We start from the raw sequence: 18283 nt of genomic DNA on the forward strand, positions 1-18283 counted from the left end.
ATGGATCGGATGTACGAGCGAAAAAGGGAAGTTAATAAAAACTTATTGAATGTGATAAGAAAACGAAAACAACGAATTTTCAAAAAAGTCTTCCAATCTGTATTAATCTGTTATATATTAAAAATGTAATTTAAAAACTGTTTTATAACAAGGTAGGTGAGGAAACGTGAAGGCTAGTGCAGCATCTAGGCTGGAAGTGAAGGGAACTCTTCTGCCTTCTTACAGGGAGATTTTAACGAACGAAGCCCTTCAGTTCGTTGAAAAGCTTGAACAAACATTTGGTTCAAGAAGAATCGAGCTGCTTGAACTGAGGAAAGAACGGGAAAGGCGAATTAATGAAGGGGAGAAGCCGTCGTTTTTAAAGGAGACGGAACATATTCGAAAAGGGGACTGGACGATACCGCCTGTTCCAAAAGATTTGCAGGATCGCAGAGTTGAAATTACTGGACCTGTCGACCGGAAAATGATTATCAATGCCTTAAATTCAGGCGCAAAAGTTTTTATGGCGGACTTTGAAGATGCCACATCACCGACTTGGGAAAATATTGTGGAAGGACAAATTCACTTAAGGGATGCGGTCAACAAAACGATTGAATATGTGAATGAAAACGGAAAGGTATATAAGCTGAATGAAGAAACGGCAACGCTGATCGTGCGGCCGAGAGGACTCCATCTAGAAGAAAAACATGTCCTATTGGACGGAAAACGGATTTCAGGCAGTCTGTTTGATTTTGGCCTTTATTTCTTCCACAATGCAAAAGAACTGATCAAAAGAGGAAGCGGACCTTACTTTTATTTGCCGAAGCTGGAAAGCCACTTAGAAGCCAGATGGTGGAACGATGTTTTCTGTTTCGCGCAAGATGAATTGGGGGTAAAGCGGGGGACGATTAAAGCGACCGTTCTGATTGAAACGATATTGGCCGCGTTTGAAATGGACGAAATATTATACGAGCTGAAAGAGCATTCAGCTGGATTGAATTGCGGCAGATGGGATTATATTTTCAGCTATCTGAAAAAATTCCGAAACGATCAAAACGTCATTTTACCTGATCGGGCGCAAGTAACGATGACGGTTCCGTTTATGAGGGCGTATTCTCTGCTCGCGATTAAAACGTGCCATCGCCGGAACGTTCATGCCATTGGAGGAATGGCAGCGCAAATTCCGGTTAAAGATGATCCGGTGAAAAATGAAGAGGCGTTCCAAAAAGTGCGCGCTGATAAAGAGCGGGAAGCGAAAGATGGACACGATGGCACATGGGTGGCACATCCTGCGCTTGTACCGGTTGCCAAAGAAATTTTTGACCAATATATGAAACAACCTAACCAGATTGATAAACAGCTAGATGTTGAGATTTCAGCAGAACAGCTTCTTGAAGTCCCGGAAGGAACAATTACAGAGCAAGGATTAAGAACGAACATTGATGTCGGCATTCGTTATCTTGCATCATGGCTTTCTGGAAGAGGAGCTGCACCTATCCACAATTTGATGGAGGATGCTGCAACGGCAGAAATTTCAAGGGCACAGGTATGGCAATGGATTCGTCATCCAAAGGGGGTGTTGGAGGACGGACGGAAGGTTACAATAGAGCTTTATGAAAAAATTAAGCAGGAAGAGCTGGAAAAAATAAAACAAGAGTTTGGTGAAGAAGCCTATCAAAAAGGGCGTTTTGATGAAGCGGCGAAATTGTTTGATGAGCTTGTGAGAAATGATGAATTCGTAGATTTTCTGACGCTTCCAGGCTATGAAAGATTAAATTAAAAAATATTTCAAAAAAGGGGAGAGAAAAGATGACATTACAAGAAAAAGCGAGACAATTGCAAGAAAGCTGGGAGAAAGATGAACGCTGGAAAGGGATTACACGCCCTTATTCGGCTGAAGATGTGTTGAAGCTTAGAGGTTCCATTGAAATCGAATATACTCTTGCCAGAAGAGGAGCAGAAAAATTTTGGAATTTAATGAAAACTGAGGAATACGTAAATGCCCTCGGAGCTTTGACAGGAAATCAAGCTGTCCAACAAGTAAAAGCCGGATTAAAAGCAATTTACTTAAGCGGCTGGCAAGTGGCAGCAGATGCTAATCTTGCGGGGCAAATGTATCCGGATCAAAGCTTGTATCCTGCTAACAGTGTGCCGCATGTCGTAAAGCGGATTAATCAAGCTTTGCAGCGGGCAGATCAGATCCATCATATGGAAGGGGATCATTCAATTGATTGGTTCGTTCCAATTGTTGCGGATGCTGAAGCTGGATTTGGCGGTCAGTTGAACGTTTTTGAATTGATGAAGGCGATGATTGAAGCAGGAGCAGCTGCTGTTCACTTCGAGGATCAATTGTCTTCTGAGAAAAAATGCGGCCATTTAGGCGGAAAAGTTTTGCTCCCGACACAAACAGCTATTCGCAATTTGATTGCTGCAAGACTGGCTGCTGATGTGATGAATGTTCCGACTGTTATCATTGCTCGTACTGATGCCAATGCGGCTGATTTGATCACAAGCGACATCGATGACAGGGATAAAGAGTTTATTACTGGGGAACGGACACAGGAAGGATTTTTCCGCACTCGCGCTGGTCTTGATCAAGCAATTGCTAGAGGTTTGGCATATGCGCCATACGCAGACATGATTTGGTGTGAAACATCTGAACCTAATTTGGAAGAAGCACGGAAGTTTGCTGAGGCTATTCATAAAGAATTCCCAGGCAAGTTATTGGCATATAACTGCTCACCTTCCTTTAATTGGAAGAAAAAGCTTGATGACGATACTATCGCACGTTTCCAAAAGGAAATTGCTTCTTACGGCTACAAGTTCCAATTCGTTACTTTAGCTGGATTCCATGCATTGAATTACAGCATGTTTGAACTTGCACGCAAGTATAAAGATCATGGAATGGCTGCCTACTCTGAACTTCAGCAAGCCGAATTTAGAAGCGAACAGTATGGTTATACAGCAACACGGCATCAGAGGGAGGTTGGAACTGGTTATTTTGATGAGGTTGCCCAAGTGATTACTGGAGGTACTTCTTCTACAACCGCTTTAAAAGGGTCTACGGAAGCTGAACAATTTACCACAGCTTAATTGACTGGCCATAATCATTACCTTCACATAGATTGAGCCAATCCTCTGGGATTGGCTTTTTTTATCATTTAACGCACCCATTTCGCATATTCTTTGGATAGCTCCATAAATTTTTCTCTATCTTTTCGGTCCAGAGCATCATTAATTTTGTCTTCCAGCATTTTTTTTCGATGATTGAACCATGCTTCGTCCAGAATCATTTGGATGTATACATCCATCATGAAGTTTTCTGGATTTTCCTTCACAGAACGGGTCTTCATCAGTTCGGAATAAGATTTCCGGTTTTCCATAACCCATCACCTCTGATGCCTTTTTTATATTATATGGATTTCGGAAGGAAAAATCAACTTATAATTTGTAATTTTTAGAAAAATTATATTAACAATAACATCTTACCTTGATCTAATGCTTTGTATTTAAAAAATTTTAAAAAAATATAGAAATTTTGGAATTTTTATGATAGATTTGAATCAGTGAAAAAGAACTATTATATAGAAAAAATTAGGAGGTAAGAATTCTAGTGAGTACGAAGCAGTTTGAGGCAGAAAAATGTATTGTAAATGGGGAAACAATGGCAATTTTGCCTTTTAGAAAAGAACATCACTTGTACGCTAAAATTTTGGAAACTAGCGGAGAGCGCATAGTACCTATTCGACCTGTTTATGTTATTGATCAAAGCTGCCGTTATTATGGTTCAAGCTTTAAAGGAAGAGTTGAAGGATCAAAAGGGCTGCTTGGCATAACAAAAAAGCTTCCGATTGTCATTGATCCTGCCAATTCCCTTTATTTTTTTCCTACTCATTCACCCGCAAGGCATCAGTGCGCCTGGTTTTCCCATTCCCACATTTCCCGCTTTATGAAAACAGATTCGAATTGTACGGAAGTCATATTCCGTAACGGTCAGAAAATAGTTGCTGACATATCTCCATCTTCTTTTTCCCATCAATTTTATAAAACGGCACATCTTCGAACGATTATCTCTTCAAGAATTGAGCAGGAGCAGCGCCGCATGAACACAATCCTTTTTCCGAAGGAGCAGCATGCATATATTTATGAACAGCTCGTTCGCGAATTCAGAAAAGAAGATGGATAAGCTTTATCTTCCGGCACGCAAGCTGTCAATTTGCGTGCTTTTTTCCGTGTTAGAAAATGGGGGAGATTTCATTTTTTCTGTTATAAGGGGACAGGCATTCAACGGGCGAAACAAATAGTCCTGTTCCCTCATCTTCTGTAGCGAACGGTTTGGCCGTTGTCTTTCTTTTAAGATAAAAAGTCTAAGAGGTTGGAATGCCAGATTTTTTTTCAGTTTTAAACAAATAATGTTCAATCAGTTCATTTACTTTATTTCGGATTCTTGGATTGAAGTAGCTGTGGTGTTCTTCGTAGCCGTTATAGTAGAAAGTGTACGTTGTGAATGCTTCATCCTGTTTGGCTTTTAAAACTTTCACCTTTTGTCTGCGCAATTCTTTGCGAACCTCTGCCAAATCTTTTTGTACAAGCTTTAACGCCTCTTCAATTAGATGCAAATAAGGATCTTTCAGCTTGAATGGACTTTTTTTTACGACATTCATGTCTTTGTTCAGCACCGTAGCAGTCATCGGTAAGTAGATCGACTGTTCAATCAAATGGCGAATGTCGGTTGGTATTTTCGACATAGGGAATACCTCGCTTCAAAAGGAACGTATGTTCTGTTTTTTATTATAAAACAGGAAAATAAATCATTTCAATTAATTTTTTTCGGCAAAATTTTTCAACTTATGCTCAAAAGGTGTAAAATAAAAGGAGATGTTGAAGTAAGGAGTTAAGATATGGATGTCATTGCATTTTTCGATTCCATTACATTAGAAGATGTTGAACGAATCTTTAAAGAATACCGAGCGCTCGGACCTCTCCCAGGGATTCTGCTTCCGATGCTTGAGGCTTTTTTTCCGTTCTTGCCTCTTATTCTGTTTGTAATTGCGAACGCTAATTCATTTGGACTTTGGTTCGGCTTTTTGTACTCGTGGATCGGTTCATCGGCAGGCGCATTGCTCGTGTTTTTTTTAGTGCGAAAGTTTGGCCGGAAGCGTTTTTTAAATTTTTTAAGCAGACATGAAAAAGTAAGACGAATGATGAACTGGGTCGAACGGCACGGCTTTGCTCCTTTATTTTTAATGCTCTGTTTCCCTTTTACGCCTTCTGCGCTTGTAAATGTAGTAGCCGGCCTTTCCAAAATCAATGTGTGGCAGTTTGCGCTCGCTGTTTTATCAGGGAAGCTCGTGATGATTTTTATGCTTAGCTTATCAGGGTATGATTTACGGGAGCTGATTGAAGAGCCCGCCCGGTTGATCATTGTGTTTGTTGTGATGGCGCTCATGTGGTTTATCGGAAAAAGGATTGAGCAGCGTTTAAATGTTTCGTTAATTAAACGAAAAGATAAAAAGTAGGTGAAGAGCCGTGAGGAAAAAACGAGTTATTGCGGGAATCGTCACTTCAGCTCTTTTATCAACCGTTTTAATTAAAAATATTGCGTTTGCCGCGTACACTGTTGATGGCGTATCGATGCAGCCCACCTTAAAAGAAGGCCATCATTTTTATATAAATAAATTGACGAATCGGTTTAATAAAATTGAACGGTTTGACATTGTCGTGTTTCAGATGCCCGGCGAAAAGCAAGTTTTGGTTAAAAGGGTCATCGGCCTTCCAGGAGAAAAAATTGAATATCGAAACGATAAATTATATGTGAATGGGAAATATGTACCGGAACCATTTTTAAAGAAAAATAAAGAAAAAGTATATGGAAATCCGATCACAGGGAATTTTACATTAAAAGAAATAACTGGAAAAGAAGCGGTGCCGGAAAAATGTATTTTTGTCATTGGCGACAATCGGTTAAACAGCAGGGACAGCCGGCATTTTGGCTTTGTTCATGAAAAAAATGTGATCGGAGAGGTAAAACCGTAAACGATGATTCCTATTAGTTGGAAATTCGGATTGTCCGAATCGATGGATTTTCAAAACCATTTACAGTAAAATAAATGTATTCATAAACACGAAATCAGAATGGGACAAGAAAATTGTCCCATTTTCCGTTTGGATGCCTTCTGAAGGGGGGAGATTTCATGGGTATTAAGTTTTTGGTCGGTTCATCCGGCACAGGAAAAACGACGGCAATCTTAAACGAAATTAGGGAAAAATTAAAAGAAGATCCGTATAATGGAAAACCTATTTTGTTTCTTGTTCCAGATCAAATGACTTTTCAAATGGAATATGAACTGATGAAAACTCCGGAATTAGAAGGAATCATTAGAGCACAAGTATTGAGCTTCAACCGTTTGGCGTGGAGGGTGCTGCAGGAGGAAGGAGGCATCAGCCGTACCTTTATTTCCCAAACAGGCATGAACATGTTTCTTCGAAAAATCATCGAAGAAAAAAAGCACGAATTTAAAGTGTTTTCCAAAGCCAGTGAAAAAAAAGGCTTTATTGAGCATATCGAACAGATGATTACAGAAATGAAAAGATATATCATCAGTCCAGATATGCTGGATGATCAAGTAAAAAAATTAGCGGAAAGCCATGATCATAGAGAGCGGATTCTTTCCGATAAATTGAAAGATTTGGCGGGCATCTATCGTTCCGTGGAAAAATTATTTGCTGATAAATACATAGATTCAGAGGATTATTTGCAGCTTCTTTCAGAGAAGATTTATGAATCAAGCTACATGGACGGAGCGGAAATTTATATCGACGGCTTTCACAATTTTACGCCTCAAGAATTGCAAGTAGTCGAATCGATGATGAAAACAGCTTCTTCTATAACAATTGCTCTCACATTGGATAAACCGCCTGAAGAGGCCGTTGCCGACGAGCTTCATTTATTTTACATGACGGCTGAAACCTTTTCTTTGCTGAAAAAAATGGCTGAACGAAATAATATTTCCATTGATGAAGTAGCATATATGACTGACCGGAAACGTTTTATTGAAGAGCCGTCACTTGTTCATCTAGAAAAAATGTACTCTTCCCATACTCCCGAACCTTTTCACGGAGACAGCGCGATTGTATTTATGCAAGCGGTGAATAGACGCGCCGAAATTGAAGGGATTGCTAGAGAAATTATCCGCCTCGTTCGGGATGAGGGAGTGCGATTTCGGGAGATTGCACTGCTTATTAGAAACATGTCCGATTACAGAGATTTGCTGGAGCAATTGTTTCAAGATTACGAGATTCCTTTTTTTATAGATGAAAAAAGCTCAATGACATATCATCCGCTGATCGAATTTATCCGCTCGAGCTTGGAAGTCATAACCGGAAACTGGCGGTATGAAGCTGTTTTCAGAACGATTAAAACAGAATTTCTTTACCCGCTAGATGCCGATAAAGCCGAAATGAGAAAAGAAATGGATCAATTGGAAAATTATGTGCTTGCCTACGGTATTCAAGGGAAAAAATGGACGGATCAAGCCGGCTGGACGTACAGGAAGTACCATTCATTCTATGGCAACGACAAAAAGACAGATGAAGAAGAGGAAATAGAAAAACGGATCAATCAATTACGGAAGCTGATTGTGGAGCCTCTGCAGGCATTGGAAAATAAGATGAAACGCGCCAAAACCGGCAGGGATATGGCCGAAGCGCTATATATGTATTTAGAACAAACAAAAGTGCCTGATAAGCTGGAGCTTCTTCGTCTAGATGCGGAAAATGGAGGGAACTTGATTGAAGCAAGGGAGCATGATCAAGTTTGGAATGCTGTGATAGAGCTATTGGATGAATTTGTAGAAATTATGGGCGATCAGGAAATTTCCATTCATTTGTTTAGGGAAATGGTCGAAACCGGAATGGAATCGATGAAATTTTCTCTCGTTCCGCCGGCCATTGACCAAGTGATTGTCGCAACACTTGACCGGTCACGTTTATATGGCATTAAGATGGCATTTATTGCAGGAGCAAATGACGGAGTGCTTCCAGCAAAACCGGTGGAAGACGGAGTTTTAACAGATGATGAAAGAGAGCTTCTATATCATAATGGAGTGAAGCTTGCGCCGACAGCTCGAAGAAAATTGCTGGATGAAAATTTTTTGATTTATTTAGCGCTCGCGTCTGCTAAGCAAAAGCTGTATTTATCGTATTCTTTGGCGGATGAAGAAGGAAAAGCGCTCATGCCGTCTATTATTGTCAAACGGTTAAAAGAAATGTTTCCAGATGCTAAGGAAATGATCTCTCTTAATGAACCGGAAAGTGAGGAGGCGGAAGAACAGCTTTCTTTTATTGTCAGTCCGAATGTTTCTTTGTCTGTTTTAACTTCAAAATTGCAAAATTGGAAAAAGCAGTATCCTCTCCATGAGCTGTGGTGGGATGTTTACAATTACTTTGTATATGATCAAGAATGGAGCAGCAAAGCGAAAAAGGCGATTGCCAGCCTGTTTTATTCAAATACAGAAAGACCTTTATCCGAAGAGGTAAGCAGAAAATTATATGGACGGAAAATACAAGGAAGCGTTTCAAGGATGGAGCGGTTTCGGGCATGTCCTTTTGCCCACTTTGCTTCTCACGGCTTAAAGTTAAAAGAACGGGAGTATTACAGATTGGAAGCGCCGGATATCGGCCAATTGTTCCATGCGGCATTAAAGCTGATGGCAGACCGGCTTCAAAGCATGAAAGTAGAATGGCGCGAATTAACAAAGGAGAATTGCGAAAGACTTGCTCATGATGCAGTCGAACAGCTGGCGCCGAAGCTGCAAAAAGAAATTTTAATGAGCACAAACCGCCACTATTATATTAAACGCAAGCTTCAAAATATTGTTGCCCGCGCATCAAAGGTTTTAAGCGAACATGCAAAAGCAAGCGGTTTTGTCCCAATTGGTTTAGAAATATCATTTGATGAAAAAAGCAAGCTCCCCCCGTTCCGATTTAAGCTTGAAAACGGATGTACGTTGGAGGTCGTCGGAAGGATAGACCGAGTGGATAAAGCGGAAAGTTCGAAAGGTCTTTTGCTTCGCATCGTCGATTTTAAATCGAGCGACAAAACATTAAATTTGGCAGAAGTGTATTACGGCATTGCGCTGCAGATGCTCACTTACTTGGATGTTGTTATTTCCAATTCTCAATCTTGGCTTGGCGTAGAAGCGACTCCAGCAGGGGTGCTGTATTTCCATATTCATGATCCGTTCATACAGTCCCCAGATTTATTAACGGATGATGAAATAGAAGAAGAAATTTTGAAGAAATTTAAAATGAAAGGCTTGCTGCTTGGAGACGAAGAAACGGTGCGGTTAATGGATCAAAAATTGGAAAGCGGCTATTCCAAAATCGTTCAAGCCGGCATAAAGAAAACCGGGGAATTTTATGCAAATTCTCAAATCGCCAGCGAGGATGAATTTCATGCATTACGCTCGTATATCCGGCGCGAATTTAAGCGGATCGGTACGGAAATAACAGACGGAAATATTTCCATTGCGCCATATAAAATGAAAGAGAAAACGCCTTGCACCTTTTGTTCCTTTAAATCGGTCTGTCAATTTGATGAATCGATTGAAACGAACCGTTTTCGCATATTGAAAAGCTTAAAAGGGGAAGAAGTGCTGCAAAAGGTAAGAGAGAAGGTGGATTCAGATGAAGAATGAGCTGAAAAAGTTAGAAAAAGGCCAATGGACCGATGAACAATGGAAAGCGATTGTTGCCAACGGACAAGATATATTAGTGGCGGCCGCTGCCGGATCAGGGAAAACGGCCGTTCTAGTTGAGCGGATTATTCGCAAGCTGACCGACAATCAGCATCCTGTAGATGTGGACCGGCTGTTAATCGTAACGTTTACAAACGCTGCGGCTGCAGAAATGCGCAGCAGAATTGGCGAAGCGCTGGCAAAGGCTTTGCGAAAACAGCCTTCTTCCCTCCATCTGCGCCGCCAATTAACCCTTTTAAATAAAGCGCAAATATCAACATTGCATTCTTTTTGCCTGCAAGTTGTTCGCAAATTTTATTACAAAATTGATATTGATCCCGGTTTTCGAATAGCGGACGAAACAGAAATGGAACTGTTAATGGAAGATTGCATGGATGAATTGTTAGAAGAAGAATACGGAATGGAGCATAATGAACTATTTTTCGAATTAGTTGACAAATATACAGGCGATCGCTCAGATGATGAAATCAAAAAAATTATTAGATCCATTTATGAATTTGCTAGATCTAATCCATTCCCGGAAAAATGGCTTGATGAAATGGTGCAAATGTATGACATAGAACAAGCTGAATCATACGAGGACTTGCCGTTTTTTCAATATTTACGGAAGGATATAGCGATACAGCTTTCCGGAATAAAGGATTTGTTAGCGAGAGCTCTCGACATTACGAAATTGCCGGGCGGCCCCTCTCCAAGGGCTGAAAATTTACTCGATGACATGAAACAGGTGGAAAACATTATAAACGCTTCATCGTGGCAGGAGCTTGCCGAGCAAATGAGAGCTTTTCAACCGACACGCGCCAAGGCATGCAGGGGAGAAGAATATCGAAAAGAGCTCATTGATGAAGTGACGGAAATGAGAAAGAAAGCGACAAAGGAAATAGAGAAATTAAAAAATGAGCTTTTCTCTAGGGATATTCAAAACCAACTGCTCGATTTGAAAAAAATGAAGCGCACAATGATTTGTTTAGCCGACTTGGTGAAAAAATTTGCTGTTCGGCTGGAAGCAATGAAAAAAGAAAAAGGAATTGTCGATTTTTCGGATCTTGAGCATTATTGTTTACAAATATTAACAGAAAAAGATGAGAAAGGAAATGTTGTTCCGAGTGATGCTGCTTTGTTTTTTAAACGACAATTTCAAGAAGTATTAGTGGATGAATACCAAGATACCAACTTGGTGCAGGAAGCGATTTTAAAGCTGGTGTCAAAAGATCATGAATCGGAAGGAAATCTATTTATGGTCGGCGATGTAAAACAATCCATTTATCGTTTCCGGCTGGCTGAACCGTTATTGTTTTTGGCGAAATATAAACGGTTTACCTCCAGCGGAACGAATTCCGGCTTGCGCATCGATTTAGCTAAAAATTTCCGCAGCCGAAAAGAAGTTTTGGACGCCACAAATTTTCTTTTCAAACAATTGATGGGAGAGACTGTAGGCGAAGTCGTTTATGATGAGGCAGCAGAATTGAAGCTTGGCGCACGTTATCCAGAGAACAGTAGAATGAATACAGAGCTCCTCCTAATAGACCGCCGGAAGGAGGAATTAGCAGAAAAAGAAGAAATAATGATTGAATTTGATGAAGAAGAATTGGAAACGGTGCAGCTTGAAGCCCGCCTTATGGCGAAAAAAATAAAAGAGCTTATTCAGGAAGGCTTTCCTGTTTACGACCGAAAGCTTGATCGTACGAGACCTGTCACATACAGAGATATTGTGATCCTGCTTCGTTCGATGCCTTGGGCGCCGCAAATCATGGAAGAGTTTAAGCAGCAAGGTATTCCGGTGTATGCGAATTTATCAACAGGATATTTTGAAGCAACAGAAGTGGCCATTATGCTTTCGCTTTTAAAAATTATCGACAATCCTTATCAAGATATTCCGCTCGCTTCTGTGCTGCGTTCGCCGATTGTCGGCTTAAGCGGAAATGAACTTGCCATCATCCGTCTTTATAAGAAAAACGGTGCGTATTTCGATGCACTTGAATCATTTTTGCAGCAAGAAAAAGCCCATCATAGCGAGCTTTATCAAAAAGTAAGCGAATTTGTCAGCCGGCTCAATCAATGGCGGAACTTGGCGAGAAAAAGCTCCGTTTCGAATTTAATTTGGCAATTGTACCGTGATACCCGCTTTTTTGATTTTGCAGGCGGAATGCCCGGCGGAAAGCAGCGGCAGGCCAATTTAAGGGCATTATATGACAGAGCAAGGCAATATGAGGAAACGTCCTTTCGGGGATTGTTCCGATTCCTGAGGTTTATTGAAAGAATGCAGGAACGGGGCGATGATTTAGGAGCAGCAAGAGCTTTAGGAGAGCAGGAAGATGTTGTCCGAATTATGACGATTCATTCAAGCAAGGGGCTTGAATTTCCGATTGTTTTCTGTGCAGGTTTATCTAAACGATTTAATATGAAAGATTTGACCAAAAAATATTTGCTCGATAAAGAATTAGGGTTTGCCTCGCTGTTTATCGATGAAAAAAAGCGGATTGTGTATCCTACTCTTCCTTATATAGCTGTAAAAAAGAAATTGAGAATGGAAATGCTTTCGGAAGAGCTTAGGGTATTGTATGTGGCTTTGACTAGAGCAAAGGAAAAGCTGTTTTTAATTGGCACAGTGAAAGACGGAGAAAAAAAGTTTAAAGAATGGGAGCAATCATTCACTCACCGCGAATGGCTGCTTCCAGATTACGATCGTTTAAAGGCAGTATGTTATTTAGATTGGATCGGTCCTGCTGTCATCCGTCATAAAGATGCGGCAATTTTACGAGAAGAAGAAAGAGAAGCAGCGGATGAAATCTTCTCTTATCCGGTGAAATTGCAAATTGATGTGATTCCTGAAGAAAAATTAAAAGAGCAAAATGAGCAGGCAGCGGTTATGATGGATGAAAAAATGGACGCTTTGAGAAATTTCGTTCCTGTTCAGTCAACAAGTAGTTTCGCCAACCAAGTGCAAAGTCAGTTGTCCTGGAGCTATCCTTTTTCAGATGCAGCCTCTCTCCGGTCGAAGCAATCGGTGACGGAAATCAAAAGAAGACTTCAATTTTCAGATGAATACAGCGACATTTCCATAAAGAAGAAAATACAAGGGAATTCCTCGTACAAGCGTCCGAAATTTATGCAGGCAAAATCTCTTACAGCAGCAGAAAAAGGAACGGCCATGCACACAGTGATGCAGCATTTGCCATTGGGTGAAGACTTGACGGAACAAACGATTCGACAAACCGTGCATTCTCTCGTGAAAAAAGAAATATTAACGGAGGAGCAGGTGGAAGCGGTCAATGTAGAAGGAATTGTGCAATTTTTTGAATCACCGCTGGGTAGACGCCTAAAAGGCGCAAAAAAAATTTTTCGCGAGATCCCTTTCAATTTGGCAGTGCCGGCGAACGAAATTTACGAAAAAGGAAGTTCTCTCAATACTGAAACGGTCATCGTTCAAGGTGTGATCGACTGCCTTTTTGAAGATGACGATGGGCTCGTTCTGTTAGATTACAAAACGGATGCGGTAAAGGATCGTTTTCCATCCATTGAAAAGGCAAAACAGGTGCTTGCTTCTCGATATGAAATTCAAATTGACTTGTATGCAAAGGCGGTAGAGTCAATCTTAAAAAGACGAGTCGATGATCGGTATTTATTCTTTTTTGATGCAGGGCTCATCATAAAATTATAGATTTGCAGACTATTTTAGAGGTGAGGCAATTGAGAATCTTGCATACGGCGGATTGGCATCTCGGAAAAACGCTTGAAGGTCGGAGCAGGCTAAAAGAGCAGGCACAGTTTCTTGATGAACTGTATGAAATTGTTGTAAAGGAGAAAATTGATGTCATTTTGATGGCAGGAGACGTTTTTGATACGGTGAATCCTCCGGCAGGAGCAGAAAAGCTGTTTTATGAAAGTATTTCAAGACTTTCTGATAGAGGAAAAAGACGTGTTATCATCATTTCCGGAAATCATGACAGTCCGGAACGATTGCAAGCAGCAGCTCCGCTGGCAAAGGAGCAGGCGATCGAGTTGATCGGCTACCCGAGAGGCGATGTTTTAACGGTTGAAGTTCCGCGGACAAATGAAACAATGAAGCTGGCGGCGCTTGCTTATCCGTCGGAAGCAAGGCTGAATGAACTGCTTTCAAACGAATATGATGAACTCTTATTGAGAGAGCATTACGATGAAAAAATTCGCGGCTTGTTTGCAATGATGAGCAGAGAGTTTGAACCTCATACGGTGAATATTGCCATGAGCCATCTTTATGTAGCCGGAGGCAGCACGACAGATTCGGAGAGACCGATTGAAGTCGGCGGAGCGTATACAGTTCGAGCCACAAGCCTCCCGGAAAAAGCGCAATATGTCGCATTGGGGCATCTTCACCGGCCGCAAAATGTTAAAAAGTCCAATGTGCCGGCAAGATATTCCGGATCGCCGCTTGCCTATAGCTTTTCTGAGGCAGGTTATACGAAGTCTGTCACAGTGATCGATGCAAAACCCGGCGAGAACGCGGTTGTTTCCGAAATTTATTTGTCGAGCGGAAAACCGCTTGTGAAATGGAAAGCAACTGGCGGTCTTCTTCAAGTTCACCAGTGGCTTGAAGAAGGAAGAGACAAAAACGCATGGATTGATCTTGAAATTTTTTTGACCGACAGCCTTTCATTAGAAGAAATTCATCGGTTGAGAAAATGGCACGACGGCTTTATTCACATCCGGCCGATTTTTGAAAAAGAAGCCGAAAAGATCCAACAAGAAAGAAGAGAAAATCTCCCGATTGATGAAATGTTTAAACGTTTTTACAAAAAACAAACTGGCGGCGCCGAGCCGGAGACAGAGCTCATTGAACTGTTTATGACATTGCTCTCTGAAGACTTAAAAGAGGAAGGAGCACAGTCATGAAGCCGATAAAACTTTCTTTAGCTGGACTGAATAGCTATCGAAAGATGCAGACGGTCGATTTTGAAACACTATGCGACGGCGGTGTCTTCGGAATATTTGGTCCGACTGGCAGTGGAAAATCAACGATATTGGATGCCATTACGTTAGCGCTTTATGGAAAAGTAGAGCGAGCGGCCAATAATACGCAAGGGATAATGAATCATGCGGAAGATCAATTATATGTCAGTTTTACATTTGAGCTTGAAGATGGCCGATCAAAAAAAAGATACACTGTTGAACGAACATTTAAGCGGGTGGATAATGTCAGGATCAACACAAGGCTGTGCCGGCTTCTCGAAATAGGAGAAGAAACGGTCGTTTTGGCAGATAAAACAAATGATGTAAATGACAAGATTTACGAGCTTTTAGGGCTGACGATAGAGGATTTTACCCGCGCTGTTGTCCTTCCGCAAGGGAAGTTTGCTGAATTTCTTTCTTTAAAAGGCTCGGAAAGAAGGAAAATGTTTGAACGATTGTTCAATTTGGAACGATTCGGCGACCAATTAAATAAAAAGCTGAAAAAACGTCTTTTGGAATCAAGACAGCAATTCGCTGAATTGTCAGCGGAACAAGCAGGTCTTGGCGATGCCTCGAAAGAAGCCGTTTTAGAGGCTGAAAAAACGTTTATACGCTGCGATACAGTGCTGAAAGAACGGGAAAAGCAGCTGGATGAGGCAGCAAAGGAATTTGAGCGGATTCAGACAATCTGGAATTTGCAGACGGAAAAAACGACTTATGAGAAAAAACGACAGGAGCTTGAGCAAGAAAAGGAGCGGTTTCAAGAAATCGAAGAAAAGCTGAAAAAAGCGGAGCAAGCGGAGATGCTGAAACCATATGCGGAAGCAGTGCTCGAACATTTAGCGGAAAAGGACCGTTTTGAAAAAGAAACAGAGCATTGGCATCAGGAAGAGAAAAAGCTAGCAAGCCTTTATAAAGAAAAAAAGGAAGCTTTTGAAGCGATTCGTGCCAAAAAAGCTGTTGAAGAGCCGGAGCTTTTAACAAAACGTGAACTATTGAAACAGCTTATCTCATTGGATGCAGAAATCAAAGAGGATGAAGCATCGTTTGCAAAGCTGAAAGAAGACTATGAAGCATTGAAAACGAGGCTGCATGAAAAACAGCATACAGAGAGAAAGACGAGCGAATTATTAAATAGGGCGTTAGAGAAGCAGCAGGCTTTAAAACAGCAGGCGAAAGAAGAAACAGTTTCAAGAGAATTCCGGGAAAAAATCCAAAAAGCATATCAACAGAAGCTGAAAATCATGCAGCTTATGAAAGACGAATATGAATTAAAAAGCAAAAAGCAAAAGAAAGAAGACCAGCTTAACGAATGGCGGGAAAAGGCTGACGAGTCCGCCCGCAAAAAGAGTGAATTAAACGAACGCCTGGCAGGTAATTTCAATCAATTACAAAAAGTTTATGATCGTTTATGCAGCCAAATGCGGGAGCATGAATTTTTTAAAGAAAAAGTAAAGGATGATTTACAAGCTGCAAAAAGTCAGCTTGAAGAAGAAAGAACAAATCAGGCGGCAGCTTTGATTTCCGAGCAGTTGACGGAGGGGGAGCCTTGCCCTGTCTGCGGCTCCACACATCATCCGGCCCCGAACAGACATTTTTCGATTGAACGTTTAAAAAAATTAGAAGAAACAACGCAGCAGCTAGAACGAATTTTCAAAGAATGTGATCAAACCGAACAGCTGTATTCCTCGCTGAAGCAAAAGCTGCAGGAGCTGTCTGAAGATTTACAAGCGGAACAGTCATTCCTTGCCGGAGTGAAAGAAATAGCGTCGGCTAATGAAGAGCCGATCATTACGATGGACGATAAGCCTCATGATCTTTTGGCATATGACAAATTTAAAATCGAATGGAAAGCTTTGAACCAAGATTACTTAGAAATAAAAGACGCAATAAGAAAAACAATAGCAGACATTCGTGAAGTCAACCATATTACAGCAAAAATAGAACCGTTGCTGGATGCTGGGGAAAAAGACTTATCCGAAATCATGCTACAATTGCAAAATGTAATAGAGCAGCTGGAAGAAGAAAAAAGAAAGTGGGATTTAGAGTTTGCTGATCTCGATATGGATCAAATCGAGATGTATGTAAAGGAAATTAGTAAAAAAGACTCGCTCGTTGAACAGCTGCACGAACGAATTGAAAAAAGCGTCAGCTTTATTCAAGAAAAAGAACAGGAAATCGAGCGGTTAAGGGAAGAAATACTCAATCTTTCCACTCAATTAGCTGCCAAAAAAGGAGAAATGGACAGGCAGGCAGAACTGATAGCCGATAAACAGAAAAGGCTCACAGCGCAAAGAGCTGCAAAGGAAAACCTTTTAACAGAACTTAAGAGGATCGATCTTGCCCTTGAACAGCTAAAAAGGGATGAACAAGCAGCTTATGATATTTTCCAAAAAACGGCAAATGAATATCAAAAAGCTGAAAGTCAGCTCCATACCGCCAAACAGCAATTGACAAGCTGTATAAGCAAGCTTGAAAAAGCGGAAAAAAATTGGAACGACCGAAAACAGCAGACTCCTTTTGCAAATGTGCATGAAGTGAGAAATTCCGTTTTGCAGGAAGAAGAAAAACTGGCTATGCAAACGAGTCTAGATCAATATAAAAAAGAAATGGAGCATGTAGCATCTGCAATTGAACGTCTGGAAGAAAAATTAGGCGGAACTGTTCTTAAGCAGGAAACATGGGAAGAAACGAAAAAATGCTTAGAAGAAGCTAGAAAGCAAGTAAACGAAGCAATGGAACAAAGAGGCGCGGCGGCAAAGCATTTGCAGCTGTTAAAGGAAAAACATGAACGATATGTGGAAATAGAAAAAGAGAAAGAAGAGTTGCAGCTTCTTCTTAATCGGTTAGAAAAACTTCAAGCCGTCCTGAAAGGGAATAGTTTTGTCGAATACATGGCTGAGGAACAGCTTCAACAAATAAGCTTTGATGCTTCACAGCGGCTTGGGGAATTGACAAGACAAAGATATGCGATTGAAGTCGATTCAGAAGGCGGTTTTATCATGCGTGACGATGCAAATGGCGGAGTAAAACGACCTGTTTCGACATTATCTGGCGGAGAAACATTTTTAACTTCTTTAGCCTTAGCTTTGTCGTTGTCCACCCAAATTCAGCTTCGCGGAAAATATCCGCTTCAGTTTTTTTTCCTTGATGAAGGGTTTGGAACGCTTGATGCAGAGCTTCTCGATACGGTTGTATCGGCTTTGGAAAAACTGCAATCGCAAAATTTATCCGTTGGCGTAATCAGTCACGTGCAGGAGCTAAGGGAACGATTGCCTAAGCGGCTGATCATTGAGCCAGCTGAACCTTCCGGAAATGGAACGACCGTGCGAATCGAAACGATTTAATTACATGAAGCAAGGATATTTCTGACCTAGTATGCCGTTACCAGTTAACAGCAAGTATTACATTCTCTAAAGGATCTTAACCGCTCAACATGACGGGGCTGTCTAATAAGTCGATTTTCCGGCTTATAGACGCCCCGTTAATGTTTTAGAAATGTTGATATATCAATGTTTATGATGTTTCGTTTTCAATGGATTTTGACTTTCTAAGACAGCCCCTGCTAATCTTAGCATGTTTTGATTGCTGTGCTCATCCGTACTTGTTAACCGTTT

Annotated in this window: 11 protein-coding genes; 9 read left to right on the top strand and 2 right to left on the bottom strand. The window is 41.0% G+C overall.

What is annotated here, in order from left to right:
- Positions 1 to 196 precede the first annotated feature (196 nt).
- Together aceB and aceA are read left to right on the top strand one after the other, a co-directional pair.
- Positions 197 to 1759, top strand: a complete 1563-nt coding sequence (gene aceB / locus NSQ71_RS05150; protein ID WP_412674458.1) for a malate synthase A — start codon at positions 197 to 199, stop codon at positions 1757 to 1759.
- 29 nt (positions 1760 to 1788) lie between these two features.
- Positions 1789 to 3072, top strand: coding sequence for an isocitrate lyase (gene aceA / locus NSQ71_RS05155; RefSeq protein ID WP_339194632.1), 1284 nt, complete (start codon positions 1789 to 1791; stop codon positions 3070 to 3072).
- 68 nt (positions 3073 to 3140) lie between these two features.
- Here aceA and NSQ71_RS05160 read toward each other — a convergent pair whose 3' ends face one another.
- A complete protein-coding gene (locus NSQ71_RS05160) occupies positions 3141 to 3362 on the bottom strand; it encodes an IDEAL domain-containing protein (protein WP_063386620.1) in 222 nt (73 codons plus the stop codon).
- 230 nt (positions 3363 to 3592) lie between these two features.
- On the opposite strand from NSQ71_RS05160, the gene NSQ71_RS05165 reads away from it, so the two are divergent.
- Entirely contained in the window at positions 3593 to 4165 is a 573-nt protein-coding gene (locus NSQ71_RS05165; protein ID WP_082829581.1) for a competence protein ComK, read from the top strand.
- Between the two features lie 181 nt (positions 4166 to 4346).
- On the opposite strand, the gene NSQ71_RS05170 is transcribed toward NSQ71_RS05165, so the two are convergent.
- Positions 4347 to 4727 carry a hypothetical protein gene (locus NSQ71_RS05170; RefSeq protein ID WP_063386621.1) on the bottom strand — a complete coding sequence of 127 codons (381 nt, stop codon included), beginning with the start codon at positions 4725 to 4727 and terminating at the stop codon, positions 4347 to 4349.
- A 153-nt stretch (positions 4728 to 4880) separates the two neighbouring features.
- Here NSQ71_RS05170 and NSQ71_RS05175 point away from each other — a divergent pair, with 153 nt between their 5' ends.
- From NSQ71_RS05175 to NSQ71_RS05200, 6 genes are all read left to right on the top strand, one after another.
- Positions 4881 to 5498 carry a TVP38/TMEM64 family protein gene (locus NSQ71_RS05175; RefSeq protein WP_327848359.1) on the top strand — a complete coding sequence of 206 codons (618 nt, stop codon included), beginning with the start codon at positions 4881 to 4883 and terminating at the stop codon, positions 5496 to 5498.
- Between the two features lie 10 nt (positions 5499 to 5508).
- Positions 5509 to 6015 carry a signal peptidase I gene (gene lepB, locus NSQ71_RS05180; RefSeq protein ID WP_063386623.1) on the top strand — a complete coding sequence of 169 codons (507 nt, stop codon included), beginning with the start codon at positions 5509 to 5511 and terminating at the stop codon, positions 6013 to 6015.
- 158 nt (positions 6016 to 6173) lie between these two features.
- On the top strand, positions 6174 to 9677 hold the full coding sequence (addB, locus tag NSQ71_RS05185; protein ID WP_340733189.1) for a helicase-exonuclease AddAB subunit AddB: 3504 nt from the start codon (positions 6174 to 6176) through the stop codon (positions 9675 to 9677).
- Positions 9667 to 13398 (top strand): helicase-exonuclease AddAB subunit AddA, encoded by a 3732-nt coding sequence (gene addA / locus NSQ71_RS05190; protein ID WP_340733190.1) that lies wholly within the window; start codon positions 9667 to 9669, stop codon positions 13396 to 13398. Before addB ends, addA begins: the two co-directional genes overlap by 11 nt.
- Before the next feature lie 29 nt (positions 13399 to 13427).
- Positions 13428 to 14609, top strand: coding sequence for an exonuclease SbcCD subunit D (locus NSQ71_RS05195; RefSeq protein ID WP_066250620.1), 1182 nt, complete (start codon positions 13428 to 13430; stop codon positions 14607 to 14609).
- The gene (locus tag NSQ71_RS05200) at positions 14606 to 18013 is read left to right on the top strand and encodes an SMC family ATPase (RefSeq protein WP_340733194.1); all 3408 of its coding nucleotides are present in this window, start codon (positions 14606 to 14608) and stop codon (positions 18011 to 18013) included. Before NSQ71_RS05195 ends, NSQ71_RS05200 begins: the two co-directional genes overlap by 4 nt.
- Positions 18014 to 18283: the final 270 nt, after the last annotated feature.

It is taken from the genome of Aeribacillus sp. FSL M8-0235, assembly GCF_038000355.1.
Taxonomy (GTDB): Bacteria; Bacillota; Bacilli; order Bacillales; family Aeribacillaceae; genus Aeribacillus; species Aeribacillus composti.

Bases quoted from the DNA above. Each gene is read 5' to 3' on its own strand.
- aceA (WP_339194632.1), top strand. From the start codon at position 1,789: ATGACATTACAAGAAAAAGCGAGACAATTGCAAGAAAGCTGGGAGAAA.
- NSQ71_RS05160 (WP_063386620.1), bottom strand. From the start codon at position 3,362: ATGGAAAACCGGAAATCTTATTCCGAACTGATGAAGACCCGTTCTGTG.
- NSQ71_RS05170 (WP_063386621.1), bottom strand. From the start codon at position 4,727: ATGTCGAAAATACCAACCGACATTCGCCATTTGATTGAACAGTCGATC.
- NSQ71_RS05175 (WP_327848359.1), top strand. From the start codon at position 4,881: ATGGATGTCATTGCATTTTTCGATTCCATTACATTAGAAGATGTTGAA.
- addB (WP_340733189.1), top strand. From the start codon at position 6,174: ATGGGTATTAAGTTTTTGGTCGGTTCATCCGGCACAGGAAAAACGACG.
- addA (WP_340733190.1), top strand. From the start codon at position 9,667: ATGAAGAATGAGCTGAAAAAGTTAGAAAAAGGCCAATGGACCGATGAA.
- NSQ71_RS05200 (WP_340733194.1), top strand. From the start codon at position 14,606: ATGAAGCCGATAAAACTTTCTTTAGCTGGACTGAATAGCTATCGAAAG.